24 protein-coding genes and 1 tRNA gene are annotated in these 26961 nt (G+C 63.5%); 11 read left to right on the top strand and 14 right to left on the bottom strand.

The genetic code is table 11. The features are described 5' to 3' along the window. Window positions 1-899 precede the first annotated feature (899 nt). The 3 genes from HV681_RS26385 to HV681_RS26375 all read left to right on the top strand — a co-directional run bounded on the left by HV681_RS26385 (window position 900) and on the right by HV681_RS26375 (window position 2383). Window positions 900-1211: a hypothetical protein gene (locus tag HV681_RS26385; protein WP_175126059.1), complete on the top strand. Its 312-nt coding sequence runs from the start codon at window positions 900-902 to the stop codon at window positions 1209-1211. A gap of 123 nt (window positions 1212-1334) precedes the next feature. Continuing rightward, on the top strand, window positions 1335-1508 hold the full coding sequence (locus HV681_RS26380) for a hypothetical protein (protein ID WP_254595074.1): 174 nt from the start codon (window positions 1335-1337) through the stop codon (window positions 1506-1508). Between the two features lie 587 nt (window positions 1509-2095). After that, complete coding sequence (locus tag HV681_RS26375) at window positions 2096-2383, top strand: helix-turn-helix transcriptional regulator (RefSeq protein ID WP_175126058.1); 288 nt, start codon at window positions 2096-2098, stop codon at window positions 2381-2383. A gap of 211 nt (window positions 2384-2594) precedes the next feature. On the opposite strand, the gene HV681_RS26370 is transcribed toward HV681_RS26375, so the two are convergent. The 6 genes from HV681_RS26370 to ppk1 form a co-directional block, all read right to left on the bottom strand. Further along, window positions 2595-2671, bottom strand: a tRNA-Pro gene (locus HV681_RS26370). A 42-nt stretch (window positions 2672-2713) separates the two neighbouring features. Further along, window positions 2714-3490: a phosphate ABC transporter ATP-binding protein PstB gene (gene pstB, locus HV681_RS26365; RefSeq protein WP_175126057.1), complete on the bottom strand. Its 777-nt coding sequence runs from the start codon at window positions 3488-3490 to the stop codon at window positions 2714-2716. A 49-nt stretch (window positions 3491-3539) separates the two neighbouring features. Beyond that, entirely contained in the window at window positions 3540-4394 is an 855-nt protein-coding gene (gene pstA / locus HV681_RS26360; protein WP_082579045.1) for a phosphate ABC transporter permease PstA, read from the bottom strand. 24 nt (window positions 4395-4418) lie between these two features. Then, on the bottom strand, window positions 4419-5435 hold the full coding sequence (pstC, locus tag HV681_RS26355; protein ID WP_175126056.1) for a phosphate ABC transporter permease subunit PstC: 1017 nt from the start codon (window positions 5433-5435) through the stop codon (window positions 4419-4421). Between the two features lie 100 nt (window positions 5436-5535). Next, complete coding sequence (gene pstS, locus HV681_RS26350) at window positions 5536-6576, bottom strand: phosphate ABC transporter substrate-binding protein PstS (protein ID WP_175126055.1); 1041 nt, start codon at window positions 6574-6576, stop codon at window positions 5536-5538. Window positions 6577-6803: 227 nt separating this feature from the next. Next, the gene (gene ppk1, locus HV681_RS26345; RefSeq protein ID WP_175126054.1) at window positions 6804-8879 is read right to left on the bottom strand and encodes a polyphosphate kinase 1; all 2076 of its coding nucleotides are present in this window, start codon (window positions 8877-8879) and stop codon (window positions 6804-6806) included. 219 nt (window positions 8880-9098) lie between these two features. Here ppk1 and ppx point away from each other — a divergent pair, with 219 nt between their 5' ends. Then, the gene (ppx, locus tag HV681_RS26340) at window positions 9099-10586 is read left to right on the top strand and encodes an exopolyphosphatase (protein WP_175126053.1); all 1488 of its coding nucleotides are present in this window, start codon (window positions 9099-9101) and stop codon (window positions 10584-10586) included. A 159-nt stretch (window positions 10587-10745) separates the two neighbouring features. Here the strand turns inward: ppx and HV681_RS26335 are convergent, their stop codons facing one another. The 5 genes from HV681_RS26335 to HV681_RS26315 all read right to left on the bottom strand — a co-directional run bounded on the left by HV681_RS26335 (window position 10746) and on the right by HV681_RS26315 (window position 16665). Further along, window positions 10746-11552 carry a GNAT family N-acetyltransferase gene (locus tag HV681_RS26335; RefSeq protein WP_175126052.1) on the bottom strand — a complete coding sequence of 269 codons (807 nt, stop codon included), beginning with the start codon at window positions 11550-11552 and terminating at the stop codon, window positions 10746-10748. A 168-nt stretch (window positions 11553-11720) separates the two neighbouring features. Next, on the bottom strand, window positions 11721-13064 hold the full coding sequence (glmM, locus tag HV681_RS26330) for a phosphoglucosamine mutase (protein ID WP_175126051.1): 1344 nt from the start codon (window positions 13062-13064) through the stop codon (window positions 11721-11723). Further along, the gene (gene folP / locus HV681_RS26325) at window positions 13061-13906 is read right to left on the bottom strand and encodes a dihydropteroate synthase (protein WP_175126050.1); all 846 of its coding nucleotides are present in this window, start codon (window positions 13904-13906) and stop codon (window positions 13061-13063) included. Before folP ends, glmM begins: the two co-directional genes overlap by 4 nt. Window positions 13907-13924: 18 nt before the next feature. After that, complete coding sequence (ftsH, locus tag HV681_RS26320) at window positions 13925-15811, bottom strand: ATP-dependent zinc metalloprotease FtsH (protein WP_175126049.1); 1887 nt, start codon at window positions 15809-15811, stop codon at window positions 13925-13927. A gap of 221 nt (window positions 15812-16032) precedes the next feature. Further along, window positions 16033-16665, bottom strand: a complete 633-nt coding sequence (locus HV681_RS26315; protein ID WP_175126048.1) for an RlmE family RNA methyltransferase — start codon at window positions 16663-16665, stop codon at window positions 16033-16035. An 18-nt stretch (window positions 16666-16683) separates the two neighbouring features. Here HV681_RS26315 and HV681_RS26310 point away from each other — a divergent pair, with 18 nt between their 5' ends. Next, entirely contained in the window at window positions 16684-17286 is a 603-nt protein-coding gene (locus HV681_RS26310) for a YhbY family RNA-binding protein (RefSeq protein WP_175126047.1), read from the top strand. 130 nt (window positions 17287-17416) lie between these two features. Here the strand turns inward: HV681_RS26310 and greA are convergent, their stop codons facing one another. Both greA and HV681_RS26300 read right to left on the bottom strand, forming a co-directional pair. Next, a complete protein-coding gene (gene greA, locus HV681_RS26305) occupies window positions 17417-17893 on the bottom strand; it encodes a transcription elongation factor GreA (protein ID WP_175126060.1) in 477 nt (158 codons plus the stop codon). 416 nt (window positions 17894-18309) lie between these two features. After that, window positions 18310-19620: a solute carrier family 23 protein gene (locus HV681_RS26300; RefSeq protein ID WP_175126046.1), complete on the bottom strand. Its 1311-nt coding sequence runs from the start codon at window positions 19618-19620 to the stop codon at window positions 18310-18312. A gap of 150 nt (window positions 19621-19770) precedes the next feature. Between HV681_RS26300 and HV681_RS26295 the strand changes: the two genes are divergently transcribed. From HV681_RS26295 to HV681_RS26270, 6 genes are all read left to right on the top strand, one after another. After that, the gene (locus tag HV681_RS26295; RefSeq protein WP_175126045.1) at window positions 19771-20211 is read left to right on the top strand and encodes a FlxA-like family protein; all 441 of its coding nucleotides are present in this window, start codon (window positions 19771-19773) and stop codon (window positions 20209-20211) included. A 116-nt stretch (window positions 20212-20327) separates the two neighbouring features. Beyond that, window positions 20328-21653 carry an ABC transporter substrate-binding protein gene (locus tag HV681_RS26290; RefSeq protein WP_175126044.1) on the top strand — a complete coding sequence of 442 codons (1326 nt, stop codon included), beginning with the start codon at window positions 20328-20330 and terminating at the stop codon, window positions 21651-21653. An 89-nt stretch (window positions 21654-21742) separates the two neighbouring features. Continuing rightward, on the top strand, window positions 21743-23455 hold the full coding sequence (locus tag HV681_RS26285) for an ABC transporter permease (RefSeq protein WP_175126043.1): 1713 nt from the start codon (window positions 21743-21745) through the stop codon (window positions 23453-23455). Further along, the gene (locus tag HV681_RS26280) at window positions 23452-24537 is read left to right on the top strand and encodes an ABC transporter ATP-binding protein (RefSeq protein WP_105240132.1); all 1086 of its coding nucleotides are present in this window, start codon (window positions 23452-23454) and stop codon (window positions 24535-24537) included. Before HV681_RS26285 ends, HV681_RS26280 begins: the two co-directional genes overlap by 4 nt. A gap of 15 nt (window positions 24538-24552) precedes the next feature. After that, complete coding sequence (locus HV681_RS26275; protein WP_175126042.1) at window positions 24553-25461, top strand: LysR family transcriptional regulator; 909 nt, start codon at window positions 24553-24555, stop codon at window positions 25459-25461. A gap of 26 nt (window positions 25462-25487) precedes the next feature. Then, complete coding sequence (locus HV681_RS26270) at window positions 25488-26132, top strand: histidine phosphatase family protein (RefSeq protein WP_175126041.1); 645 nt, start codon at window positions 25488-25490, stop codon at window positions 26130-26132. Window positions 26133-26175: 43 nt separating this feature from the next. On the opposite strand, the gene HV681_RS26265 is transcribed toward HV681_RS26270, so the two are convergent. Next, entirely contained in the window at window positions 26176-26940 is a 765-nt protein-coding gene (locus HV681_RS26265; protein WP_175126040.1) for an SDR family oxidoreductase, read from the bottom strand. Window positions 26941-26961 lie beyond the last annotated feature (21 nt).

Here is a 26961-nt window from a genome sequence, read left to right as displayed (position 1 = left end):
CCTTGAGTGAGCCCCGCTTCGAAAAATCGAAGTGAAGACCGCCCAAGGTGATGCGGACTAGGCTATTGCGCTGTGGCTGGCAGGACGAAAAGCGTTTCCACACAGCCTCGGTCGAAAGCGGACTAACGGCTCAAGGAGGATGCTTGTACTGTCAAACCACACCTGCGGGTACACCTATTCGCGACGCATTCGTGAGCCTCCATGTACAGACGGCCCGTAGCGATAGCGCCACTCGTACAGTGCTCAATATGTAGTGGGCTGAAACGCATCATAAAGACAACGGCGCCTTTCCAACTTGGACGAATTTTCGAGTACGAATTCCAACTTCGGCGACGCGAGGAGCAGTGTTTCCACTCATTCTGTACTCGAAAGCTTAACCGTCTTTCCCCGCCTGCGCAGTCCCACACACATAGCCTCTGCACCTCATCGAGGTGGAAGGCCGCACCACCCTTGGATCCACACAATTATTACTTTTCAAATTGAGGGACCAAATTTCCTAGTCCGTTGAACTTCAACAGCAGTGCCGCGACTGACTGAATGTCGCGTTCCTTCAGTTCAAGCTTGTGAACCAAATCGCAAGACTCATTTAACTTCTTTAAGGGCTTCGGGTACTAGGGCTTCTCCACGATAAAACCGGTATGATCTCCGAGGATACGAAGTCTGCGATCCGTACCACCTCTAAAAAACTACCCAGCCTGTACGCATTCACAGCAAGCTGAGGGCCTGTATCGCTTTGCATTCATCCGCCAACTGGAATTTGTTTGCGAGGGTGCCAGAAGTTGATGAAGGGTGCTGATGCACCACCTCGGTGTGAGGGGATGCGGCCACCCAGCAGTTTAGTAAGGGGCATGGCATTCCCGGACCGACCCAATGCTCAACCCTGATTACCCGGAGGCGCCGTGCGCGACATCCAAATCCGCAAGCTAAGTCTCAAGTCCGTGTTCAAGCTCATCGCCATAGGGCAGTATCTGGCTTGGATCCCGTTCGCGATCCTGTGCGCCATCGGCACTTTCTTCGGCTTGGGCTCGATCCAATGGAACGGCCGCGTCTTGGAGGGCCTTGATGCGCTATTGATTAGCCCGGTGATCGGCTTCATCATCGCCACCGGCATCACGCTGATCGTAGGCACGAGCACCGCCGTGGGGCTGTGGCTGTGGTCCAAGCTGCGCCCGCTCAACCTGCGTTTCAAGGACGTCGATCCAGCCACCTGAACCGCATCTCGGGTCCGCTGGCGCACTGCGTCAGCCAGCCCTCACAGCCCGCGCCTGGTTATTTTTCAAATTGAGTGACCAACTTTCCAAGTTCGTTGAACTTCGACAGCCGCCATCGCCGCCTTGAACCAGGGCATCAACCGCGCGCTGCAGACCGACGCGGTGCACGCCAAGCTGGCCGAGCAGGGCTTCCTGCCCACCGGCGGCACCCCGGCCCAGCTGCGCGACGCGCTGCTGGCGGAAATCCGCGACGTCGCCGGGCTGGTGCAAGCGGGCAAGGTGCGGGTGGACCTGTAGGCGTGGCGGGAGGGGCAGGAGGTCGCACTCTAGAAAAATGGCACCTTTCCAACTTGGGTGAATTTCCGCGAAGGAATTTCAACCTCGGCGACGCAAGGTGCAGTGTTTCCATTCGTCCTGAATTCGAGAGCTCGCCTGTGCTCGAAACCAATTTCCCGGTAGCGAGACTTAGGCAGGGACGAGCCAGGGTGCGAATGATCGCTTTGGGTCGAAATCGGCCTATCGCCGACGCAGTTCAGGCCCGGGGAGGCCATGCAGCCAGCCGCATCGGGCGTGGCTGCATCGGCCGATACCAGACCACGCCCGCAGTGTGCCGGACAAGCTCAGGTCGTCTGCCGCAGGCAAGGGCCCCATGCCGAACAAATAGCGGCCCCCTTGAAGTCGACACACGAAATCAGACCTCCACAGGCAGCCCCCCTGCTATAGGCCACGCTGGGAATGACGCAAGTCACCATACAGCAGATCTTGGCCAGTTCGAGTTGCGCTCACCCGCGTGAAGTTCAGAGCTTTTCCCGCCGAATCAACTACATACGCGGACTGTTGCAATCGCCAGCGGAGATCCCTCCGTACCGTACCTACATGAAGGAATGTACGGTAGGCACGACATCGACGCGAGCCGCGCCACGTCAGAATCGATTTTTTTTGGAAGCGCGGCAGGCACGAGCGAAGCTGCGCACCAAGCGCCACCAATACCCGCGCTGGTGTACCGAATCGACGACCTTCGCCGGGTGATAGGACTGTCCAAATGGACTGTTTATGACCTGATCAAAAAAGGGGATTTTCCCCAGCCGATTCAGCTCACCTCCAAAGCAGTCGGCTGGCGCGCGAGTGACATTCAACGATGGGTTGACGAGCGCAAATCGGCCCCTCACTAGGCATAGACCACGACTGGCCCAGAAGATACAAAAGGCCTTGCACAGAGCACTGTGCAAGGCCTTTTCATTTGAGTGTGCCGACGGGGGATGAGACAGCATAAAAAAGCCCTTCCTATGCGGCGCGTAGGAAGGGCTTTTGCAACTAGTCCACTAGCTAGTCCACCAAAACAAAGGAGAACTAGGGGACCTCAGCGTAAGGTCTTGATTTGTATGGTCGGGGCGGTGGGATTCGAACTCACGACCCTCTGCTCCCAAAGCAGATGCGCTACCAGGCTGCGCTACGCCCCGAAGGGTGGAGACTATACCAGAAACCTGCTCGACAAATCGCGATCAGCCAAATCGACCCGTAATGTAGTCCTCAGTCTCCTTACGCGAAGGCTTCACGAAGATCTGATCAGTCTGACCAAATTCCATCAGCTCGCCCAGATACATATACGCCGTGTAATCCGAGCAACGCGCAGCCTGCTGCATGTTGTGCGTCACGATCACGACGGTGTAGTCGTTCTTCAGTTCGGCGATCAGCTCTTCGATCTTGGCGGTGGAGATGGGATCCAGGGCCGAGCACGGCTCGTCAAGCAGGAGCACTTCGGGCTTGATCGCCACGCCGCGCGCGATGCACAGACGCTGTTGCTGGCCGCCGGACAGGCTGTTGCCGCTCTGGTGCAGCTTGTCCTTCACTTCATTCCACAGTGCAGCCTTGCTCAGCGCCCATTCCACGCGCTCGTCCATTTCGCCCTTGGACAGGCGTTCGAACAGACGCACGCCGAAGGCGATGTTGTCGTAGATGCTCATGGGGAACGGCGTGGGCTTCTGGAAGACCATGCCGATCTTGGCGCGGATCAGCGAGATGTCGGTCTTGGCCGTGAGCAGATTGTCGCCGTCCAGCAGAATTTCGCCCTCGGCGCGCTGGCCGGGGTACAGCTCGAACATGCGGTTGAACGTGCGCAGCAGCGTCGATTTGCCGCAGCCCGACGGGCCGATGAAGGCGGTGACCTTCTTCTCCTGGATCGACATGTTCACGTTGCGAATCGCGTGGAACTTGCCGTAGTAGAAGTTCAGGTTCTTGACCTCGAGCTTGTTCTTGACTGCGGTAGCGGTGTTTTCCATTGGGTTTCCCTTGGATGTCGGCGCGTCCAGCGCGCCGGCAAAGCGATCTTTATTTGCGGAACAGGTTGCGGGCGATGATGTTGATGCCCAACACCAGCAGCGTGATCAGCGTGGCGCCGGCCCAGGCCAGGTTGTTCCAGTCCTTGAAGGGGCTGGCGGCGTATTGGTAGATGACGACCGGCAGGTTGGCCATCGGGCCGTTCATGTTCAGCGACATGAACTGATTCGACAGCGCGGTGAACAGCAGCGGCGCGGTTTCGCCGGAGATGCGGGCGATCGCGAGCAGCACGCCGGTGATGATGCCGGACTTGGCGGCGCGATAGCAGACCAGCGTGATCATGCGCCACTTCGGGCAGCCCAGCGCGGCGGTCGCCTCGCGCAGGCTGTTGGGCACCAGCAGCAGCATGTTGTCGGTGGTGCGGACCACGACCGGGATCACCAGGATGGACAGCGCAATGGCGCCGGCCCAACCCGAGTAATGCCCGACCTGCGCCACATACACGGCATAGATGAACAGGCCGATGATGATGGACGGCGCCGACAGCAGCACGTCGTTCAGGAAGCGCGTGGCCGGCGCCAGCCAGCCGCGCTGGCCGTATTCAGCCAGATAGGTGCCGGCCAGGATGCCGACCGGCGTGCCGATCAGCGTGCCGACGCCCGCCATCATCACACTGCCGAGAATGGCGTTGAGCAAGCCCCCCGCCTGGCCCGGCGGCGGCGTGATTTCGGTGAAGAGCGTGTACGACAGCGCGGGCGCACCCTTCATCAGCAACGTGAGAATGATCCAGAACAGCCAGAACAGGCCGAAGACCAGCGTCGTCATCGACACGGCGAGCATGATGCGATTGACCACGCGGCGCCGGCGATAGATGCCGTTCTGCATGTTGAGTACGGATTCAGCCATGATTTTTTCCTTGTGCTCCGGGCGTCAGGTCTTCTTGCCTTCGCCGGCGGACAGGCGGACCAGCAGCGTCTTGGCCAAGGCCAGCACGATGGTCGTGATCAGGAACAGGATCAGGCCCAGTTCCAGCAATGCCGCCTTCTGGATGCCGCCCGCCTCGTTGAATTCGTTGGCGAGCGCCGAGGCGATGGAGTTGCCGGGCGAGAACAGGGAACCGGACCACTTGAAGGCGTTGCCGATGACGAAGGTCACGGCCATCGTCTCGCCCAGGGCACGGCCCAGGCCGAGCATGATGCCGCCGATGACGCCCGACTTGGTGAAGGGCAGCACTACGCGCCACATCACTTCCCAGGTCGTGCTGCCCAGGCCGTAGGCCGATTCCTTGAGCATCGCGGGGACCAGTTCGAACACGTCGCGCATCACCGCGGCGATGAACGGGATGATCATGATCGACAGGATCAGGCCGGCGGTGAAGATGCCGATACCGAACGGTGGGCCCGCAAACAGCCCGCCGATGATGGGAAGATTGCCCAACGTCGCGATCAGGAACGGCTGCACGTACTGCTGGAACACGGGCACGAAGACGAACAGGCCCCACATGCCGTAAATGATGGACGGGATGGCCGCCAGCATTTCGATGGCGGTGCCCAGCGGGCGGCGCAGCCAGGTCGGAGAGAGTTCGGTCAGGAAGATGGCGATGCCGAAGGACACCGGCACGGCGATGATCAGTGCGATCGCGGACGTCAGCAACGTGCCGATGATCGGCACGACGGCGCCGTAATTGGAGTTGACCGGGTCCCAGTCATTGAGCCACAGGAACGACAGGCCATATTTGGCCAGCGATTCGCGGCTGCCGTAGATGAGGGAGATGAGAATCGCCGCCAGAAGAATGAACACCAGGAAGGCGAACAGGCGGGTCAGATTCTTGAACAGCGCATCCATCAGCGCGTTTTTTGTTTGCTTCATAGGCGAAGGCGTGCCGGTAGTCACGGAATCCGCCACGCTGGGCGGAAGCGGCACACTATTATCCATTACCGCGCTCATGGATGGACTTTCCTTAGGAAACCTGGGGGAACAGCAGAGAGGTCGATTTACAAGCGGCGGCCCCGCCCGCCATCAGGCGTCGGGGCCGCTCGGTACTGATTTACTTCCAGACAGCCTGGCCGTCAGTGGACTTCACTTCGCCCCAGGCGGCGCGGATTTCCTTGGTCACGGCTTCCGGCAGCGGCACGTAGTCCATGGCTTCAGCCGACTTGGCGCCGTTCTTGAAGGCCCAGTCGAAGAAGTCCAGCACAGCCTTGCCCTGAACCGGCTTGTCTTGCGACTTGTGGATCAGGATGAAGGTGGCGGCGGTGACGGGCCACGAATCGGCGCCCGGCTCGTCGGTCAGGACCACGCCCATGCCCGGCGCGCTCTTCCAGTCGGCGTTGGCGGCCGCGGCAGCGAAAGCCTTTTGCTCGGGCTGGACGAACTTGCCGTCCTTGTTCTGCAGTTGCGTCCAGGCCAGCTTGTTCTGCTTGGCGTAGGCGTATTCGACGTAGCCGATCGAGTTCTTCAGCTGGCCGACGTAGGCGGCGACGCCTTCGTTGCCCTTGCCGCCCTGACCGGTGGGCCACTTGACGGCCTTGCCTTCACCGACTTGCGACTTCCACTCCGGCGACACCTTGGACAGGTAGTTCGTCCAGCCGAAGGTGGTGCCCGAGCCGTCCGAACGGTGCACGACGATGATGTCGGCCGAGGGCAGCTTGACGTCGGGGTTCAGCGCCTTCAGCGCAGCGTCGTCCCACTTCTTGATCTTGCCCAGGAAGATGTCGGCCAGGACCTTGCCCGACAGCTTCAGCTTGCCCGGCTCGACGCCGTCGACGTTCACGACGGCGACAGTGCCGCCGATCACGGCGGGGAATTGCAGCAGGCCGTGCTTTTCCAGGTCGGCAGCCTTCATCGGGTCATCCGAAGCGCCAAAGTCGACCGTCTTTGCAATGATCTGCTGTTGACCACCGCCCGAACCGATGGACTGGTAGTTGACCGCGTTGTTGGTCGCAGCCTTGTAGTCGGACGCCCACTTGGCGTAGATCGGGTACGGGAACGATGCGCCGGCGCCGGTGACGTTGGCGGCCTGGACGGCAAAAACGGCGGCGCTCAGCGCGACGCCCACGGAAACTTGCTTGAAGACACGTTTGAACATCTGGGTTCCTTCTGTGCTCGTTAAAGGAGTCTTGGCAGGCTTTTTAGCTGCCTGTCTTTCAGCGACCCTCGCATCTTAGGTACCCAACGTGACAAGACCATGACAGTCACAAACTGTTCATGCAGATGTTCGATGCGGCATAAAAACCACGGCCGCGGGGCAGTTGCCGGGCGGCCGAAAGGCTAAGACAAGATTAAAGGGACAAACCCTATTTCGGCCCTGGTCGTTCAGACGCCCAGCTTCTGCATCAGGAACTGGTGCAGGTTGTAGGGCTCGCGGCGGCTCTTGACGCGCGCGTAGTCGCCGCTGGGTTGCTGCTGCCAGGCAAGCTGGTTGTCGCGCAGCGCGTAGGTGAAGGCCTCGTCGATAACGCGTTTCTTGAGCGTCTTGTCGTAGATCGGGAAGGCGATCTCGACGCGGCGGAAGAAGTTGCGGTCCATCCAGTCGGCGGACGACAGGTACACGGTCTCTTCGCCGTCGGCGTAGAAATAGAAGACGCGGGAATGCTCCAGGAAGCGGCCCACGATGGAGCGCACACGGATGTTTTCTGACAATCCCGGCACCCCGGCGCGCAAGGCGCAGACGCCGCGCACGATCAGGTCGATCTTCACGCCCGCCTGGCTGGCCTTGTACAGCTCGGCGATGATCTGCTCTTCGAGAAGCGAATTCATCTTCGCCATGATGCGCGACCGTTTGCCCGCCTTGGCGGCGCGCGCCTCGGCGCGGATCAACGACACCATGCCTTCGTGCAGGGTGAACGGCGACTGCATCAGCGATTTGAGCGCGCGGCGCGCACCCAGGCCGGTCAACTGCGCGAACACCTTGTCCATGTCCTCGCACAGCTTCGGGTCCGCCGTCAGCAGCCCGAAATCGGTGTACAGGCGCGCCGTGCGCGGGTGGTAATTGCCGGTGCCCAAGTGGGCATAGCGGCGCAGACGGCCCTTTTCCCGGCGCAGCACCACCGCCATCTTGGCGTGCGTCTTGTGCGCCACTACGCCATAGACGACGTGCGCCCCCACCTCTTCCAGCTTGGAGGCCCAGTTGATGTTGGTCTGCTCGTCAAAGCGCGCCATCAACTCCACCACCACCGTCACTTCCTTGCCGGCGCGCGCGGCCGCCAGCAGGATCTTCATCAGCTCGGAGTCTTCGCCGGTGCGGTAGATGGTCTGCTTGATGGCCATCACGTCCGGATCCAGCGCGGCGGCGGTCAGGAAGTCGATGACGGGCTGGAACGACTGATAGGGATGGTGCAGCAGGCGGTCGCACTCGGCAACTGCCTCAAAGAGTTCCGCGGGCTTGTCGCCGAAGCGGTCAAAGGGCGCGGGCACGGGCGCGCGGTAGTCGGGAAACAACAGGTCCGGGCGCGCCGCGGAATTGCACAGCTGCATGAGCCGCGACAGGTTCACCGGGCCGGGCACGCGATAGGTGTCGTCGGCCTTGAGCGAAAACTCGCGCTGCAGGAAGGTTTCCAGTTCGACGGGCGTCAGCTTGTCGATCTCAAGGCGGACGGCGGCGCCGAAGTTGCGCTGCGACAGCTCGCCCTGCAGCGCATGGCGCAGGTTGGTGACTTCTTCCTCGTCCACGAAGAGGTCGCTGTTGCGCGTGACGCGCCACTGGTAGCAACCCAGCATCTCCAGGCCCGGGAACAGCTCGCCCACGAACGCGCGCAGGAGGGAAGTCAGGAGGATGTAGCCCTCGGGTTGGCCAGAGAGCTCCTGCGGCATCTTGATCAGGCGCGGCAGCGCGCGGGGCGCCTGGACGATGGCGATGGACGCCTGACGGCCGAACGCGTCAGCGCCGGCCAGCGACACGATGAAATTCAGGCTCTTGTTGTAGACGCGCGGAAACGGATGCGCCGGGTCCAGCCCGATGGGGGTCAACAGCGGCATCACGTCACGGTGGAACACGTCGCGCGCCCATTCCTGCTGCTCCGGATTCCATTCGGAAGCGTGATGCAGCGCGATGCCCTCCTTGTGCATGGCGGGCAGGATCTGATCGTTGAGCAGGTTGTACTGGCGGTTCACCAGTTCGTGCACCGCCTGCTGGACGCATTCGAATGCCTCGTCGGGCGTCATGCCGTCCGGGCCGACCAGGTTGGGCGACTGGCGCTGCTGCTCTTTCAGGCTGGAGATCCGGATCTCGAAGAACTCGTCCAGGTTGGAACTGACGATGCACACGTAGCGCAGCCTTTCCAGCAGCGGCGTCTTGGGGTTTTCCGCCATCGCCAGCACGCGTTCATTGAACTTGAGCAGCGACAATTCGCGATTCATGAGCAGAGGCTCGCCTGGCGGACGTGTGGGCATACCGGATTCCATACGAAAAGAGAGCGTGAAGTTTTACTGCAAACAGGTGACGGTTCTATGACAGCGCCCAATCGCTAAGGGTACGTCAAATGCGGGACATATGGCGCACCGGACAATGGCTCCCAAGCCTCTGTTCCGTAAGCAAAAACCCGTATCCGGCGGCGTTGTCACATGGGGTCCTTATAATCGGTCCACCTCACAGCCAATATTACGAGCCGCATGGATCAACTTCTGGCCGCGGTGGACCTCGGGTCCAACAGCTTTCGCCTCTCCATCGGACGCATCGTTCAGCAGGACGGTACGCCCCAGATCTACCAGATCGACCGCCTCAAGGAAACCGTCCGGCTCGCCGCCGGTCTGGACGCCGAAAAACGGCTTGGCGACGCCGCCATCGACCGCGCCATTGCCGTCCTGGAACGCTTCGGCGAACGCCTGCGCAGTTTCCACCCCAACCGGGTCCGTGCGGTTGCCACCAACACGTTCCGCGTCGCCCGCAACACCAAAGATTTTTTGCCCCGGGCCGAAGCCGCATTGGGCTTTCCCATTGAAGTCATCGCCGGCCGCGAAGAGGCCCGCCTGATCTTCACGGGCGTGGCCCACACCCTGCCCCCTTCGCCCAACAAGCGCCTGGTCATCGACATCGGCGGCGGTTCTACCGAAGTCATCATCGGCAAGGGCCACGAACCGGGCCTGATGTCCTCGCTGTACATGGGCTGCGTCAGCTACAGCCGCCAGTTCTTCTCGGACGGCGTCGTGGATGCGCACCAGATGAAGCAGGCCGAGCTGGCCGCGCGCCGCGAAATCGAAGTCATCGCCAAGCAGTACCGCAAGATGAGCTGGAAGGAAGCCTATGGCTCCTCCGGCACCGCCAAGGCGCTCTTTGCAATCCTGACCGAAGGCGGCTATTCCGACCGCGGCATCACGCGCTCGGGCCTGACCAAGCTGAAGGACCGTCTCATCCGCTCGGGCCGCGTCATTCCGTCCGAGCTTCCCGGCATCAAGATCGAACGCGCCGACGTGCTGCCCGGCGGGCTGGCCATCATGAGCGCGCTGTTCGACGAGCTGGGCATCGATGTCATGCACACCGGCGACGGCGCACTGCGCCTGGGCGTTTTGTACGACCTGCTGGGCCGTGACGACGAGCACGACAAGCGCGACGAATCGGTACGCCAGTTCGTCAAGCGCTATCACGTGGACGTGAACCAGGCGCGCCGCGTTCGCCACGCAGCCCTCAGCCTGTTCGACGCCATGTTCCCCGAAGGCCAGGAGCGCGCCGAGCTGCGTCCCGCACTGGGCTGGGCGGCCGATCTGCACGAAGTGGGTCTGTCGATTGCCCACAACGCGTATCACAAGCACACCGCCTACGTGCTGGAAAACGCCGACATGCCGGGCTTTTCACGCGCCGACCAGCAACTGCTGGCCTTGCTGGCGCTGGGACATCAGGGCAAGCTGGCCAAGGTGGAACCGCTGGTGCGCACGCGCCCGCAATGGAAGGCCATCCTGGCGCTGCGTCTGGCGGTGTTGCTGTTCCGCCGCCGCGGCGAGATCGAACCCCTGCCCCTCACCGCGTCGGTCCGAGACAATTCCATCGTGGTGCGCGTCAACCGCGAATGGCTGGCCGAACACCCGCTCAGCGACTTCACGCTGCGCGCGGAAGAAGCCGAGTGGAACAAGGTCGGGTTTTCGTTCGAACTGCTGGAGTTCTGAAAATCAAGAACGGGGCGGCGCGGCCGCCCCGGCTGATCAGAATGGCGAGAGATCGGTTTCCCGATCCAGCCGCCTGAGTTCCATGCGCAGCGGCCGGGTGGCCCGCCGGATCAGTCTGATTGTCATTCGGCGGAACAGGCGGCGCATGATGGATGGGGTCTAGCGCTGGGTAGCGATGATGGCCGGCTGGTCCAGGCCGAAGTGGCGACGGTAGCGCTCGTCCATGCGCTCCATCTTCAAGAGCACCGGGAAGTCGGCGGCGTTGAAATCCGGATCCCATGCCGGTTCGCCGCATACCTTGGCGCCCAGCTTCAGATAGCCCTTGATCAGCGGCGGCACGCGCGCCGGTAAGGTGCTGTTGAGCTTTTCGACCGGGTAGCGGTGCAGCGGCGTGACGCGCGGCTCGTTGCCCTGGGGCATCTGCTTGGCCACCGTACGCCACACTTCCGCTGCGGTGACGCCGTCATCGCGCAGGCTGACGCTGGCGCAACCGAGCACGTATTCGTAACCGCCGCGGCGCAGGTATTCCGCCAGGCCGGACCACAGCAGCATGATGACCGCGCCGCCACGGTAATCGGCGTGGGTGCAGGAGCGGCCGACTTCAACGACTTCGTCGCGGATGGCGCCCAGGCCCGACAGGTCGAATTCCGACTGCGAGTAATAGCCGCCGGCTTCGCGCGCCTTTTCGGGGGTCAGGATCCGATAGGTGCCAACGACTCGGTCGGTGTCGAGTTCGCGGACCATCAGGTGTTCACAGAACGGATCGAAGCGGTCTTGCTCGATGCCATCTTGCGCATCAGGGAAGACGACACCCATGTCTTCGGTGAAGACCTCATAGCGCAGGCGTTGGATCTGCTCTATTTCTTCGGCGGTACGCGCCAGGCCGACAGCCAGGACCTTCGGGGCCGAGCCCGTCCAGGGTTCTGCGGTACTGCGGCTCGGATTGATGCGTGCTAATTCCAGCATTGCGCGAAGCTCCTAGAGAGTCCAGCCAGTGTGGACGCCCTGTATGTCAATGACTTGACCAATATGTTACGTGACTATGACGCTTAGACCGGCATCGAAAACTCAAACAACAAAAGGCCACGCGACGATTTCGACGCGTGGCCCACATATTAAATCGAAACTCAGGGTTTACCCCAGGCTTGCCGCAAGCTTCTCTGCAGAATTGGTCGCCAGCGCCTCATCTTCGGCCTCAACCATCAGGCGCAGCTTGGGTTCCGTCCCCGAAGCGCGGATCAGGATCCGGCCCCGGCCGTCCAGCTCTGCCTCGACGGCCTGGCGCGCGGCGGTCAGACCGGCATGCGTCTTCCAGTCCAGGCCCGGCGTCAGCGGCACGTTGATCATCTTTTGCGGATACATGCGCAGGTCGCTGACCCAGTCGCCAAGCGTGGTGGAATTGCGACGCAGCGCGGTCAAGACCTGCAGCGCCGCCACGATGCCGTCGCCGGTGGAGTGGCAATCCAGGCACAGCAGATGGCCGGAGCTTTCGCCGCCGTACAGCCAGCCGCGCGATTGCATCTGTTCCAGCACATAGCGGTCGCCCACGTTCGCGCGGTCAAAGCCCACGCCCAGGCGCTTCATTTCGCGCTCGAAGCCAAAGTTGGTCATCAGCGTGCCGACCACGCCCTCGACCTTGCCGCGCTGCATGCGCTCGCGCACGATGGCGTACATGAGTTCGTCGCCGTTGTAGATGCGGCCCTCGCCGTCCACCATCTGCAGGCGGTCGGCGTCGCCGTCCAGCGCAATGCCAAGCTGGGCGCCGCGCGCCTTGACTTCCTTGGCCAGCAGCTCGGGATGCAGCGCGCCCACGCCCTTGTTGATGTTGAAGCCATCGGGGTGCACGCCGATGGCGTGGACTTCGGCGCCCAGCTCACGGAAGACGTGCGGCGCGATGTTGTAGGCGGCGCCGTGCGCGGCGTCCACCACGATCGTCATGCCGTTCAAGTCCAGGTCGTTCGGGAACGTGCTCTTGCAGAACTCGATGTAGCGGCCCTGAGCGTCGCCCATGCGGCGCGCGCGTCCCAGCGCTTCCGAACTGACGCAACCCAGGGGCTCGTCCAGCGCGGCCTCGATGTCGGCTTCGATTTCGTCGGGCAGCTTCATGCCCTGCGCCGAGAAGAACTTGATGCCGTTGTCCTGGTAGGGATTGTGCGAGGCGCTGATGACGATGCCGGCGACCAAGCGCAGCGCGCGGGTCAGGTAGGCGACCGCGGGCGTGGGGATCGGGCCGGCCAGCAGCACGTCGATACCGGCGGCGGACAGCCCCGCTTCCAGCGCGGACTCCAGCATGTAGCCGGAAATCCGGGTGTCCTTGCCGATGACGACCTGCGGGCGGCTTGCGCCGCGCACGGCGTGCTCGCGGGCCAGCACGCGGCCAGCGGCGTAACCCAGGCGCAAGGCGAATTCGGCATTGATCACCGGACCGCCGACTTCACCGCGTACGCCATCGGTACCGAAATATTTGCGTCGAATCATGAACTGATTGCTCCTTGTTCAGCCGCCTGCCATACCTTAAGCGCATCCACCGTGGCCGCAACATCGTGCACGCGCACGATGGAGGCGCCACGCGCGACGCAGGCAAGCGCGGCGGCAATGCTGCCGGGCAGCCGGTCGCCAACCGGCCGGCCGGTGGCCTGGCCGATCATGTTTTTGCGCGACAGGCCGATCAGCAATGGATAACCGGTACTGCGCAGGCTGGACAGCCGGCGCAGCAGTTGAAAGTTCTGGTCGGCCGTCTTGCCAAACCCGAAGCCCGGGTCCAGCACGATGCGGCGAGGATCGATCCAGGCCGCGCGCAGCTTTTGCGCGCGAGCCCCCAGAAACAGGCCGATTTCACCGATCAGGTCGGTGTACTCGGGCGGCGCTGCCTGCATGGTGCGAGGCTCGCCTTTCATGTGCATGACGCACAGGCCACAGCGCGATTGCGAGACGGCTTCGATCGCGCCCGGCTGCCTGAAACCGTAGATGTCGTTGATCATGTCCGCGCCGGCGTCCAGCGTCGCGCGCATGACTTCCGGCTTGAACGTGTCGATGGAGAGCGGCACGCCGCAGTCCCGAAGCGCCTCGACCACCGGGAGCAGCCGGTTGAGCTCGTCGGCCACGGAAACGGGGTCGGCCCCCGGGCGCGTGGATTCGCCGCCCAGGTCCAGAATCTGGGCGCCTTCCTCGATCAACTGGCGCGCATGCGCCACGGCGGAATCGGTATCGTCGTGTTGGCCGCCATCGGAAAACGAGTCCGGCGTGACGTTGACGATGCCCATGACAAGCGGGCGCTCGAGATCAAACTCGAAGCGCCCGCAAAGGAAGTTATTTGCCATAAACCAGAACGAAGAACCTCAGACCGCAGCTGCCGTGCTACCGCCTGCAGCCAGGCCGGTCGGCGGCGTATCGGACGTGTCCGACGGGCCTTGCGGCGTCTTCGGGGGACGCGGGGGGCGGCCCTCCATGATGTCGTTGATCTGGTCGGCGTCGATGGTTTCCCATTCGAGCAGCGCGGACGTCATGACTTCGACCTTGTCGCGGTTGTCTTCCAGGATCTTGCGCGCAACGCCGTACTGCTCGTCGATGATGCGGCGGATCTCGGTGTCCACCTTCTGCATGGTGGCTTCGGACATGTGCGTGGTCTTGGTGACGCTGCGGCCCAGGAAGACTTCGCCTTCGTTCTCGGCGTAGACCATGGGACCCAGTTCGTCGGTCATGCCGTAGCGCGTGACGATGTCGCGGGCGATGGCGGTGGCACGTTCGAAGTCATTCGAGGCGCCCGTCGTCATCTGGTCCATGAAGATTTCTTCGGCGATACGGCCGCCGAACAGCACGGCGATGGTGGACAGCAGACGGCCCTTGTCCATGCTGTAGCGGTCGGTTTCCGGCAACTGCATCGTCACGCCCAGCGCACGGCCGCGCGGGATGATGGTGACCTTGTGTACCGGGTCGGTCTTGGGCAGCATGCGCGCGACGATCGCGTGGCCGGATTCGTGGTACGCGGTGTTCTTGCGTTCCTCTTCGGGCATCACGATGGAGCGGCGCTCGGCGCCCATGATGATCTTGTCCTTGGCCTTTTCAAAGTCGGACATATCGACCGTGCGGCCATTGCGGCGGGCGGCGAACAGTGCGGCTTCGTTGACCAGGTTGGCCAGATCGGCGCCGGAGAAGCCCGGGCAACCGCGCGCCAGGATGGTCGCGTCGACATTGGGCGACAGCGGAACCTTGCGCATGTGGACCTTCAGGATCTGCTCGCGGCCCCGGATATCGGGCAGCGGCACCACGACCTGGCGATCGAAACGGCCCGGACGCAGCAGCGCCGGATCCAGCACGTCGGGACGGTTGGTTGCGGCGATCACGATGACGCCCTGGCCGGATTCGAAGCCATCCATTTCCACCAGCATCTGGTTCAGGGTCTGTTCGCGCTCGTCGTTGCCGCCACCCAGGCCGGCGCCACGCTGACGTCCGACCGCATCGATTTCGTCGATGAAGATGATGCAGGGAGCGTGCTTCTTGGCGTTTTCGAACATGTCGCGGACACGGGCCGCGCCCACGCCGACGAACATTTCAACGAAGTCCGAACCGGAGATGCTGAAGAACGGCACCTTGGCTTCGCCGGCGATGGCCTTGGCCAGCAGCGTCTTGCCGGTACCGGGCGAACCCACCATCAGCACGCCGCGCGGGATACGGCCGCCCAGCTTCTGGAACTTGCTGGGGTCACGCAGGAAGTCGACCAGTTCCTGCACGTCTTCCTTGGCTTCGTCGCAACCGGCGACGTCAGCGAAGGTGATCTGGTTGGTGTTCTCGTCGAGCATCCGGGCGCGCGATTTGCCGAAGCTGAATGCGCCGCCCTTGCCACCGCCCTGCATCTGTCGCATGAAGAACACCCATACGCCGATCAGGAGCAGCATCGGGAACCACGAGACGAAGATGCTCATCAGGAGCGACTGCTCTTCGCGCGGCTTGCCCGAAACCTGCACGCCGTACTTCAGCAGATCGGAGACCATCCAGAGATCGCCGGGGGAAGTCAGCGTATAGGCGCGGCCCGCGTCCGGGGTGACGTAGAGCACGTCGCCTTGAACGTCGACCTTGCGGATACGTCCCGCCTTGGCGTCGTCCATGAACTGCGTGTAAGTCACACCGTCCTGGGTCTGAGCGCGTCCGTCGAACTGTTTGAAGACGGTGAACAGCACCAGGGCTATCACCATCCAGACAGCGACTTTGGAAAATGAATTGTTCAAGGTCGATCTCCTGCTTTCGATTCCGACCGGCGACTGCGCACCCGCGTATGGCACAGTCACAAGTATGTCAATAGCCCATTCTAACCTGTAGGACGGAGTTGCGTCCTGGCAGCCGTGGGGCCCATTTAATTACATTTGATTCTTGAGTTTTCTGGTCGTTGTCTCGGCGGGACGGGGGTTTTCTTGGCCGGGACGATTTGCCCCGGATGATTACGGAAGGGTTACTTCAGATCGCGCGCCACCAGAAAGGTTTCTGAGGACTTGTCCCGAGAGGCCTTCGGTTTGCGTTCGACCACCCGGCGGAAGCGCTTTTTGAAGGATTCCACGATCTGCGAGAAGCCCGTGCCGTGGAAAGCCTTGACGATCAGCGCCCCGTTGGGCTTGAGGTGGGCGCAGGAAAATTCCATCGCCAATTCGCAAACATGCTGGATGCGCGCGGAGTCGGCAATACCCACCCCGGACAAGTTGGGGGCCATGTCTGAAATAACAAGGTCCACCGCACGCGATCCGACCATGTCTTCCAATTGTTTCAAGACTTCGTCTTCACGGAAGTCGCCCTGGATGAATTCCACGCCTGCCACGGGCTCCATGGGCAGGATGTCCAGCGCGATGATGCGCCCGTCCACGACGCCGCCCGGCCCGGCGAGCCGCTCGCGCGCCACCTGTGACCAGCTGCCCGGCGCGGAGCCCAGATCGATGACCAGGTCGCCCCGGCGCATCAGCTTTTCGGTGTCGAGGATCTCGATCAGCTTGAAAGCGGCGCGGGCGCGATAGCCCTTCTGTTGCGCCAGCTTCACATAGGGATCGTTGATGTGCTGGTGAATCCAGTCTTTAGAGAATTTATTCTTGGCCATTACCGTACAATTCCACGCATGCCTATATTAGAACTTACCTCTCGTGAGCGCAGCGACCTGCGGTCCGCCGCTCACCCTCTGCGCCCCGTCGTCCTAATTGGCGACAACGGTTTGACCGACGCCGTGCTGAAGGAAATCGATCGGGCGCTGACTTCGCATGGCCTCATCAAGGTTCGCGCGGGCGGCGACGACCGTGAAGCCCGGGACGCCATGCTCGCCACGATCTGCGAGACGCTATCCTGCGCGCCCGTGCATCACTTGGGCAAGACCCTGATCCTGTTCCGCCCGCTGCCCGGCAACATCAAGCCCGCCGCGCTGGCCGCTCAGGAACTCGAAGCGCCTGCCAAACGCCGCGCCTCGGAACCTTACACGCCCAAGAAGCTGGCCGCCGAAGGCAGGACCCTTGCCAAGCGCCCGCGCCGCAGCGAATCCGAAGAGCCCGCACCCGCCAAGAAGCGTTACGTCCCCCAGGACGAACTCAACAAGAACGGCAAGCCCATGCGGCCTTCCAACAAGCGCGCCACGGCTGGCGGCCACGGCATTCCGCGCCGCGCCGGCAGCGCGCTGAGCCTGCGCGCCGGAGCCCGCAGCGGCACCAGCCGCAAGACCGCAAAAAGGTAAGTCCAGGCACAAAAACGGGCGCTTTACGCGCCCGGTCCACCATAGCGATCCGCAATGTACCGCGGAATTCAGACGAACGTAGCGTCCGGGCCAGGGTGGTTTGACATTTTTACTGCTTGTGGCGATAGCGTCAGATGTAACGCACGCCAAGGACTTCGTATTCGCGAACGCCAGCCGGGGCAACGACCTCGACCACATCGCCTTCACTCTTGCCGATCAGCGCGCGAGCCACGGGGCTGGACACGGAAATCAGGTTGGACTTGATATCGGCTTCAACGTCGCCGACGATCTGATACGTAACGCGATCGCCCGAATCCAGGTCTTCGATGTCGACGGTAGCGCCAAACACGGCGCGGCCTTCGGCCTCGAGCGAGGTCGGGTCGATGAGGTGGGCATTGGAAAGCGTGCCTTCAAGCTCGGCAATCCGGCCCTCGATGAAACCTTGGCGCTCGCGAGCGGCATCGTACTCGGCGTTTTCCGACAGATCACCCTGTGCGCGCGCCTCGGCGATTGCGTTGATCACGGCAGGACGTTCGACGGTTTTCAGCCGTTGGAGCTCTTCTTGCAAGCGCTCGGCCCCGCGCACGGTCAAAGGAATGGCAGACATGTCGTTTCCCAAACAAAAAGTAGAAAAACGCCCCGAAGGAGCGTTCTCGGTGAAGGCCGCAGGACCGGCGCGCTTGCCTTTTGTTTGCCATTTGATGCTTGGAAAAATCTGGCGAGCGGCGCGGGCGACCAAAACAAAACCCCGGCTCGGGTCGGAACCGGGGCAATCAAAGTCATATTGTGGTCAATCTCGGCGGGAATTGCAAGCCGCCGGAGAAAACGGCCTTTTCGGCGCATTTCGGCGCTGTAACCCGCTAAAACCGGCGATTTCGCACCGAAAAGGCTTTGCGGCCTTGCCGGGCCCGATGGACTCCCGCGCGAACCGAGGGTTTTCCGGGAGCCTCCCGGGCCAGGAAACTACTGGACGATAGGCTTTGGGCCATGATGCGGGACGCCTCGACATCCCGCATGTCGTCGTTACTTCGTGCGCCGCAAGAGCGCGTACAGGATGATCGCGCCGAACGTGGCGGTACCGATGCCGCCCAGTGTGAAGTTGCCCAGCTTGATGGTGAAGTCGCCCGCGCCCAGCACCAGCGTGACCGCAGCCACGATGAGGTTGCGGTTGTCGGTGAAATCAACCTGGTTGACGACCCAGATACGGGCGCCGGCAATGGCGATCAGGCCGAAGACCACCACCGACATGCCACCCAGTACAGGTCCCGGGATCGTCTGGATGAGCGCGCCGAACTTGGGCGAGAAGCCCAGGACGATCGCGATCAGGGCAGCGATCACGAACACCAGCGTGGAATAGATGCGGGTGACCGCCATCACGCCGATGTTTTCGGCGTATGTCGTGACGCCCGTGCCGCCGACGGCGCCCGACACCATGGTGGCCACGCCGTCGCCGACGAAGGCCCGGCCGAGGTAGCGGTCCAGGTCGCGGCCCGTCATGGCGCTGACGGCCTTCACGTGCCCCAGGTTTTCGGCCACCAGGATGATGGCGACCGGCACGATGAGGCCCATGGCCTCGGCCTTGAACACGGGCGCCGCGAAGTGCGGCAGGCCGAACCAGGCGGCGGCCGACACGGCGGTGAAGTCGATGGGCTTGCCCAGGCCCAGGCCGTTGGCCAGCACGGCGTACACCACGCACGCGAGGATCAGGCCGACCAGGATCAGCAGGCGCTGCACCATGCCGCGCGTGTAGACGGCGATGCCGCCGACGCAGACGATCGTGACGATGGCCATGGCGCTGTCAAAACCCGAGGCGCCCATCGCGCCCTTGGCGGCAATGGGCGCGAGGTTCAGGCCGATCACCGCGACAACCGCGCCCGTCACGACGGGCGGCATCAGCGTGTCGATCCAGTTGGCGCCACCGCCTGCCCGCGCATTGACGATCCAGACGATCACGCCGATCAACGTGTACGCCAAGCCGCAGGCGATGATGGCGCCCAGCGCCACGCCGATGTTGGCGTTGGCGCCCCCGCCGGCATAGCCGGTCACCGCGATCACGCCGCCGATGAATGCAAAGCTGGAACCCAGGTAGCTGGGCACGCGTCCGCCCACGAACAGGAAGAAGATCAGCGTGCCGATGCCCGACATCAGGATGGCGACGTTGGGATCGAAACCCATGAGCAGCGGCGCGAGGACGGTCGAGCCGAACATCGCGACCACGTGCTGAGCGCCCATGGCCACGTTCTTGGGCCAGGACAGCCGTTCATCGGGCGCAATGATGACGCCGGGCTCGGCGTCGTCCGCCAGGCGCCAGCGCGGAAAGTAGGAATTGGACATGGATTCCCCGGGGGATGGTACGGATTAGGGTTTCAGACTTCGAGCGGGCGCCAGTGTAAAGGGGGCCATCAAGCGGGGGCAACGTTTAAGTTTTGCCGCCGGATTGCCGTACTAGAGGAAACCCCGAAATCCCCAGGCAAAGGAACAGTCATGGCGATCAACAGCATCAGCGGCACCTCCCGCATCGGCAGCCTTGCCGACATGTGGGCCGAAAAGATCCAGGCCAACAAGGAAGCGAAAAATGCCTCGGGGCAGGAGGCCGTCTCGGTGACCGCTGAAGGCAAGATCCGCGTCAATACGCCTGGCGCCAGCAAAGTCGCGACCGCGCAGGCAACGGAAGAAACCGACAACGAAGACGAATACACCCGCCAGATCAAGGAGTTGCAGAAGCAGCTCAAGCGCATCATGGACCAGATCGCCAAGGTGCAGGCGAGCGGCATGTCGGCCGAGATGAAGGCGCAGCAGGTGATGGCGCTGAACGCGCAGGCCGTGCAGATCCAAGGGCAGATCGCACAGGTCTTGGCAATGCAGGCGCGTGCGGCCCAAAGCAGCGGCGGGTCTCAGGGCGGCGGCGTGTCGGCCACGGCCTGATTCCGGGCGAGCATCGCGGCGCCGTCACTGATGGCGCGCATCAAAATTTCTGATTGGACGCTTGGCAGGCGTGCCGGTACTGTCTCCAGACAAATCTAAAACCACGGAGACAAACCATGCACGCAATGCGCACAGCCCTTGCCGGGGCGCTGCTGGCCGTTTGCGCGGCGCCGGCCCTGGCCGGCACCGTCACGGTGATCACGTCGTTCCCCAAGGACCTGACCCAGGCCTACAAGACCGCTTTCGAGAAAGCCAATCCCGGCATCACGCTGGAAATCCTGAACAAGAACACGGTGTCGGGGATCGCCTTCGTGCGGGAGACGCCAGCGGGTCAGCGCCCCGAGGTCTTCTGGGCCAGCGCGCCCGATGCGTTCGAGGTGTTGGGACGCGACAAGCTGCTGGCCAAGTCGGCCGACATCGCGAATAAGGACGTGCCGGACAAGATCGGCAGCTATCCCATCAATGATCCGGGCGGCATGTATCTGGGTCAGGCGCTGGCGGGCTACGGCATTATCTACAACACCCGGTACATCGCGGCGCACAAGATCCCGGCGCCCGTTGAGTGGAAGGATCTGCTGTCGCCCAAGTGGTTCGGCCACGTGGGCATCACGTCGCCCTCGCGTTCGGGCACGATGCACCTGACCGTGGAAACCATCCTGCAAGGCGAAGGCTGGGATGACGGCTGGAACACGCTCTTGCGCATGTCGGGCAACAGCAGCGCCGTCACCGAGCGCTCGTTCGGCGTGCCCGACGGCGTGAACAACGGCCAGTTCGGCGCCGGACCGGTCATCGACTTCTTCGGGCTGTCGAGCAAGTACTCCAGATTCCCCGTTGAGTTCGTCTATCCGTCCGAGACCGCCATCGTCCCGGCGAACATCGCGCTGATCGAGGGCGCCAAGAACACCGAGGAAGGCAAGAAATTCATCGCCTTCACGCTGAGCCAGGCGGGCCAGGAGCTGCTGCTGGAGCCGAAGATCTCGCGGTTGCCGGTGCTGCCCTACTCCGCGCTGGCCGGCAAGATTCCGCCCGGCTATCCCGACCCGGCGGAAATCGCCAAGCGCAGCAAGGTTCATTTCGACGCGGACCTGTCGCAGTCGCGCTACTACGTCGTGCAATCGCTGTACGACCAGACCGTCACGTTCCGGCTGAAGGAACTGCAAGCGGCCACCAAGGCGATCTATGACGCCGAGGCCAAACTGGGCGACAAGGCCAAGAGCGGCAAGGCAGCCGAATTGCTGGGCGAGGCACGCAAGCTGGCCTGGGCGCCGCTGATCGACAGCAAGAAGGCGGCCGACCCGGCGTTCCTGGCGATCTTCGCCGGCAACAAGAAGGACGCGGCCGTCAACCAGCAGATCACGCAGCTTGAAGGCGAGTGGAATGGCCGCGCGCGCGCCAACTACGAAGAAGCCGTCAAGCTGGCACGGCAGGCCGCCGCGCTCTGATCGTCTGAATGCGTTGAACACGGCTGGCGGGCTTGCCCCGCCCGCCGTGGATCGCGCCTGTCTTCTGGCAACGATTTTCGGGACTCTCGATGAATCATTCGAGCCATTCGCGCCTGCCCGCCGGCCCCGTCCTTGCGGCGCTGCTGGTGTTCGGCTTTCTGCTGCTTTTCCTGGCCGTGCCTGTGGGCACGGTCTTTCACAGCGCCTTCGTCAATGCCGACGGCAGCTTCACCACCGGCCACTTCGGCGCCTTCTTCAACCAGCCGTTGATGCGCGAAGCGTTCTTCAACAGCCTGTACGTGGCGGGCTGGTCGGCGCTGATCGCTTCCCTGATCGCGGTGCCGCTTGCGTACTTCACGGTGCGCTTCGATTTTCGTGGCGCACTGCTGATCCAGACGCTGGGCGTGCTGCCGCTCATCATGCCGCCCTTCGTGGGCGCGGTGGCGATGCAGCTGATCTTTGGCCGCTCGGGCAGCGTGAACCTGCTGCTCAATGACTGGTTCGGCTTCACGATTCCGTTCATGGAAGGGCTGAATGGCGTCATCTTCGTTGAAGCGATCCATTACTTCCCATTCATCCTGATGAACCTCGTGGTGGCGCTGCGCAACATCGACGGGGCCATGGAAGAAGCGGCCTTCAACCTGGGTTCGCGCGGGTTCCGGCTGTTCCGCCGCGTCATCTTTCCGCTCGCCCTGCCCGGCTATGTGGCGGGCGCGTCGCTGGTGTTCGTGAAGGTGTTCGACGACCTGGGCACGCCCCTGGTGCTGGGCACGACCAACATGCTGGCGCCGCAAGCGTACCTGCGCATCACGCAGGTGGGACTGGAGGATCCGCTGGGCTATGTGATCAGCGTGATCATGGTGGGATTTTCGATCCTGGCGCTGTGGCTGTCGGCGCGCGTGCTCAAGGGACGCGACTACTCCACGCTGCAAAAGGGCGGCAATTCCATCCAGAAGCGCAAGCTGGGTCCGATGGAAAGCGTGCTGGCGTATGGCTGGATCATCCTGGTGCTGCTGCTGGTGCTGTCGCCGCACATCGGCGTGCTGCTGCTGTCGCTGGCCAGCGTCTGGAGCTATGCGCCGCTGCCGGACGGGTACACGCTGGCCCATTACTCAGCCGTGTTCTCGGAATCGCAGGGCATGATCGCCAACACGCTGCTGTATTGCGGCCTTGCCGCGGGCATCGACGTGATCCTGGGCACCGCGATCGCCTACCTGATGCTGCGCACCCGGCTGCCGGCGCGCCAATGGCTGGATTTTCTGGCTTCGGCGGCATTGGCGATTCCGGGCATCGTGCTGGCCATCGGCTTTCTGCGCACCTTCCGCGGCATCGAGCTGCCTGGCACGGGCACGATGCTGACGTCGTCGTGGATCATCATCATGCTCGCGTATTCCGTGCGGCGTCTGCCGTATGCGCTGCGTTCGTGCGTAGCGGCGTTGCAGCAGATCCACGTGTCGCTAGAAGAGGCGGCCCAGTCGCTGGGCGCCACGCGCATGAGCACGATCCGCCGCGTGGTGGTGCCGCTGATGGCGGGCGGCATGCTGGCCGGGTTCGTGACCAGCTTTGTGACGGCCGCCGTGGAACTGTCGGCCACCATCATGCTGGTGACCAAGGACAGCCAGGCGCCCATGAGCTACGGCATCTACCTGTACATGCAGAGCGCGGCGGGCCGCGGACCGGGCGCCGCGCTTGGCGTCCTGGCGGTGGTCGCCGTGGGTATCGGCACTTACGTATCGCACCTGCTGGTGGACCGCGCATCGAAGCGCCAGCAACCGGCGCGCAATGAAGGGGAATCCGCATGAAGAAAGTCAGCGTCGAATGCCGCAACATCCAGCTCTCGTACGGCAAGACCGAAGTGCTGAAGGACGTCAGCATCAGCATCGAGCCGGGCGAGTTCTTCGCGCTGCTCGGGCCGTCGGGGTCGGGCAAGTCCACCCTGCTGCGATTGATCGCGGGATTCAACCGCCACAGCGCAGGCCAGTTGCTGGTGGACGGCAAGGACATCAGCGGGACCCCGCCCTGGCATCGGAACATCGGCATGGTGTTCCAGAACTATGCGCTGTGGCCGCACATGACGGTGTGGGACAACGTGGCGTTCGGCCTGGTCGAGCGCAAGCTGCCGCGCGCCGAGATCCGCACCAAGGTGGAAGCCGCGCTCGATCTGGTGGGGCTGTCGCAATATGCCAAGCGGCGTCCCAACCAGCTTTCGGGCGGACAGCAGCAGCGCGTGGCGCTGGCGCGCACCATCGTGATCGAACCGCAGGTGCTGCTGCTGGACGAGCCGCTGTCCAACCTGGACAAGAAGCTGCGCGTGCAGATGCGCCAAGACCTTCTGAGCCTGCAGCGCCGCCTGGGCATCACGACGATCTTCGTCACGCACGACCAGGAAGAAGCGATGACCACCGCCGACCGGATGGCGGTGCTGGATCACGGCGTGGTGCAGCAGATCGGCGCGCCGAGCACGCTGTTCGACTACCCCGTGAACCGCTTCGTGGCGAACTTCGTGGGCACGATGAACGTGCTGGAAGGCAATGTGCGCGAGCGCACCAGCAGCAGCGTGACGCTGGCGGTGGACGGCGTGGGCGACCTGCACCTGCCGCTGACCGGCGAGGCCCCCGCAGCCACTCGGCTGGCAGCGAGCTTTCGGCCCCACACGGTGCAGATCGAGATGGCGGATGGCCTGGGCGATGCGCGTTATGTCTGGCTGCCGGGCATCGTGGAAAGCAGCGAGTTTCTGGGCGAATTCACGCGCTATCAGGTGCAGGTTGGAGAGCAGCGGCTGACGGCCGACCAGGCGCATCTGGCCGGCCTGTCGCCGTTTCCGGCGGGCGCGCCGGTGTCGGTGGGACTGGAGCCGACACAGGTGCGGCTGCTGGCCGCCTGACCTACACTCGCCGCCATGGAAATCTACCAGATCCGCGCCTTCGTCACGGTTGCCCGATTGGGCAACCTGACGAAGGCGGCCGAGGCGCTGTCGTTGACGCAGCCCGCCGTGACCGCGCAGATCAAGGCGCTGGAGCAGAGCCTGGGCGTCGCACTGTTCGACCGCAGCGGCGGCCGGCTAGCCTTGGCCAAGGCGGGTGAAGTGCTGCTGCCGACGGCGGAATCGCTGCTGGTGCTGGGCGCGCAATTCAAGTCCGAAGCCCAGCAGTTGCAGGGCAATCTGCATGGCGTTGTCGAACTGGGTGTTCCCAGCGAAAAGCCCGATTTCCTGCGCTTGGGGGAGCTGGCCTCGGCAGTCACGCAGCGCCTGCCGCTGGTCGAACTGAAGACCCAGACCCAGCCCGCCGCGGCACTGGCCGAACAGGTCAGCACCGGCCGCCTGCCCGCCGCGCTGACCATCGCGGCCAACGCGCCGCGCGGCGTGTTGTGGCAGCCGCTGCGCAGCGTGCGTTATCGGATTGCGATGCCCGCCGAGCACGCTGCGGTGCTCAAACGCGGCGGCTGGCGCGAGGTGGCGCAACTGCCGTGGCTGGACGGTCCGTCCGGCAGCCACACGCATCTGTTGCTGCGCGATATGTTCGAGCGCCACGGGCTATCGCCCCGCATCGTCATGCAGAACGACGATCAGGCCAACATGGACGCGCTGGTGCGGGCCGGCGCGGGCTGCGCGCTGCTGCGCGAGGAAACCGCGCTGGCGGGTGCCGCGTCCAGCGACTTCATCGTGTGGGGCCAGGCGCGCGTCGACGCGGTGCTGGGCTTCATGCTGCCTTACGAACGCGCTAGCGAGCCCGCGCTGGTCGCGTTAAGCTCGATCATTCAAGCCATCTGGAAGCCGCGCGCGCCCATCGCGCCGGTCCAGGCATAAGGCTCAATCCCCGCAACAAGACTGCAATGACTGAAATCTGGTTCATCCGCCACGGCGAAACCGACTGGAATCGCCAGCGGCGCCTGCAAGGCTGGCAAGACATCCCCCTGAACGAGTTCGGCGTCAACCAGGCCAGCCTGCTGGCCGCGCGCCTGCACGAAGAGGCCAAGCACACGCCGATCCACGCGATCTACAGCAGCGACCTGCAACGCGCGCACGCGACGGCCGTGCCTGTGTCGGAGCAGCTTGGCCTGCGTGTACGCGTGGAACCCGGCATCCGGGAGCGGGGCTTTGGGGTGCTGGAAGGCCTGGACCATGAGCGCATCGACGTGCTGGCGCCGGAAGCCGCGGCGGCGTGGAAGAGCCGCGATCCGCTGCGCCCGCTGGACGGCGGCGAATCGCTCGGGCAGTTTCAATCGCGCGTCATCAGCACCGTGGACGATATCGCCAGCCGCCATGAGGGCGAGCGCATCCTGATGTTCACCCATGGCGGCGTGCTGGACATCATCTGGCGCCATGCGTCGGGAGTGCCGCTGAATGCGCCGCGTGACGCGGCCCTGCTCAATGTCAGCATCAACCGCGTCGGCGTTGAAGGCCGGAAATGGGAAGTGCTGGATTGGGGTGACGTGACGCACATCGCCGCCGAAGTGGGCGACGACGTGGTGCCTTGAGGGAAATGTCTGCCCCCGTCCGGCGAATGCCGGACGGCTGGCCTCACACCGTCTTGCGCGGCTTGCGCGGGGCGTTGCGGGCCAGCCTGTCGTAGACGGCATTGGGCAGCAGCCGCATCAGCTTGGCCACCACGCCCATTTGCCACGGAATCACCGTGTAGCTCGTTCCCCGGCTGATTGCCGCGTGCGCGCGGGTGGCGAAGGCGTCGGCTTCCATCAGGAAGGGCATCGAGTACGGGTTATGCGCCGTCATGGCCGTCTTGATATAGCCGGGCGCGATCGTCACGACGCTGATGCCCTGCGCGGCCAGTTCCAGCCGCAGGCTTTCGCAATAGGTCACCACCGCCGATTTGGACGCGCTGTAAGCGCCGGCACCGGGCAGGCCGCGTATGCCCGCCACGCTGGCGATCCCGACCAGGCGCCCTGCCCCCGCCGCGCGCATCGGCGCGATGAAGGGTTCGAACGTGGACACTGTGGCCAGCAGGTTGGTGTCGACGATGGCCTTGAAGACGTCGAAATCCTCGCCGTGGTCGGTCAGCGTGCCGGCGCTGATGCCGGCGCTGGCGATGACCACATCCACCCTGCGCTCGCAGAACGCGATGAAGTCCTGCGCCGCGGCGTGCAGCGCCGTGCGGTCGCGCACGTCCACGGCATAGCAGCGATGCTCACCCGGCAGGCTGGCGGCCAGTTCGCGCAGCGCTTCCTCGCGGCGGCCCAGCAAGCCCAGCGTGGCGCCCTTGGCTGCATATTGCTGCGCCAGTGCGCGCCCCAGGCCGCTGCTGGCGCCGGTGATGAAGACTTTGTCCATGTCCTGACCTGCCTGTTGTCG

Origin of the sequence: Achromobacter animicus, from assembly GCF_902859585.1 — a bacterium.
Taxonomy (GTDB): Bacteria; Pseudomonadota; Gammaproteobacteria; order Burkholderiales; family Burkholderiaceae_B; genus Achromobacter; species Achromobacter animicus.
Note: the sequence above shows the minus strand (reverse complement) of the source record. Positions and strands in the feature narration are given on the sequence as shown.

Coding starts and splice junctions, on each gene's coding strand:
- HV681_RS26375 (WP_175126058.1), top strand. CDS start 2,096: ATGTACGGTAGGCACGACATCGACGCGAGCCGCGCCACGTCAGAATCG.
- pstB (WP_175126057.1), bottom strand. CDS start 3,490: ATGGAAAACACCGCTACCGCAGTCAAGAACAAGCTCGAGGTCAAGAAC.
- pstA (WP_082579045.1), bottom strand. CDS start 4,394: ATGGCTGAATCCGTACTCAACATGCAGAACGGCATCTATCGCCGGCGC.
- pstC (WP_175126056.1), bottom strand. CDS start 5,435: ATGAGCGCGGTAATGGATAATAGTGTGCCGCTTCCGCCCAGCGTGGCG.
- pstS (WP_175126055.1), bottom strand. CDS start 6,576: ATGTTCAAACGTGTCTTCAAGCAAGTTTCCGTGGGCGTCGCGCTGAGC.
- ppk1 (WP_175126054.1), bottom strand. CDS start 8,879: ATGCCCACACGTCCGCCAGGCGAGCCTCTGCTCATGAATCGCGAATTG.
- ppx (WP_175126053.1), top strand. CDS start 9,099: ATGGATCAACTTCTGGCCGCGGTGGACCTCGGGTCCAACAGCTTTCGC.
- HV681_RS26335 (WP_175126052.1), bottom strand. CDS start 11,552: ATGCTGGAATTAGCACGCATCAATCCGAGCCGCAGTACCGCAGAACCC.
- glmM (WP_175126051.1), bottom strand. CDS start 13,064: ATGATTCGACGCAAATATTTCGGTACCGATGGCGTACGCGGTGAAGTC.
- folP (WP_175126050.1), bottom strand. CDS start 13,906: ATGGCAAATAACTTCCTTTGCGGGCGCTTCGAGTTTGATCTCGAGCGC.
- HV681_RS26315 (WP_175126048.1), bottom strand. CDS start 16,665: ATGGCCAAGAATAAATTCTCTAAAGACTGGATTCACCAGCACATCAAC.
- HV681_RS26310 (WP_175126047.1), top strand. CDS start 16,684: ATGCCTATATTAGAACTTACCTCTCGTGAGCGCAGCGACCTGCGGTCC.
- greA (WP_175126060.1), bottom strand. CDS start 17,893: ATGTCTGCCATTCCTTTGACCGTGCGCGGGGCCGAGCGCTTGCAAGAA.
- HV681_RS26300 (WP_175126046.1), bottom strand. CDS start 19,620: ATGTCCAATTCCTACTTTCCGCGCTGGCGCCTGGCGGACGACGCCGAG.
- HV681_RS26295 (WP_175126045.1), top strand. CDS start 19,771: ATGGCGATCAACAGCATCAGCGGCACCTCCCGCATCGGCAGCCTTGCC.
- HV681_RS26290 (WP_175126044.1), top strand. CDS start 20,328: ATGCACGCAATGCGCACAGCCCTTGCCGGGGCGCTGCTGGCCGTTTGC.
- HV681_RS26285 (WP_175126043.1), top strand. CDS start 21,743: ATGAATCATTCGAGCCATTCGCGCCTGCCCGCCGGCCCCGTCCTTGCG.
- HV681_RS26280 (WP_105240132.1), top strand. CDS start 23,452: ATGAAGAAAGTCAGCGTCGAATGCCGCAACATCCAGCTCTCGTACGGC.
- HV681_RS26275 (WP_175126042.1), top strand. CDS start 24,553: ATGGAAATCTACCAGATCCGCGCCTTCGTCACGGTTGCCCGATTGGGC.
- HV681_RS26270 (WP_175126041.1), top strand. CDS start 25,488: ATGACTGAAATCTGGTTCATCCGCCACGGCGAAACCGACTGGAATCGC.
- HV681_RS26265 (WP_175126040.1), bottom strand. CDS start 26,940: ATGGACAAAGTCTTCATCACCGGCGCCAGCAGCGGCCTGGGGCGCGCA.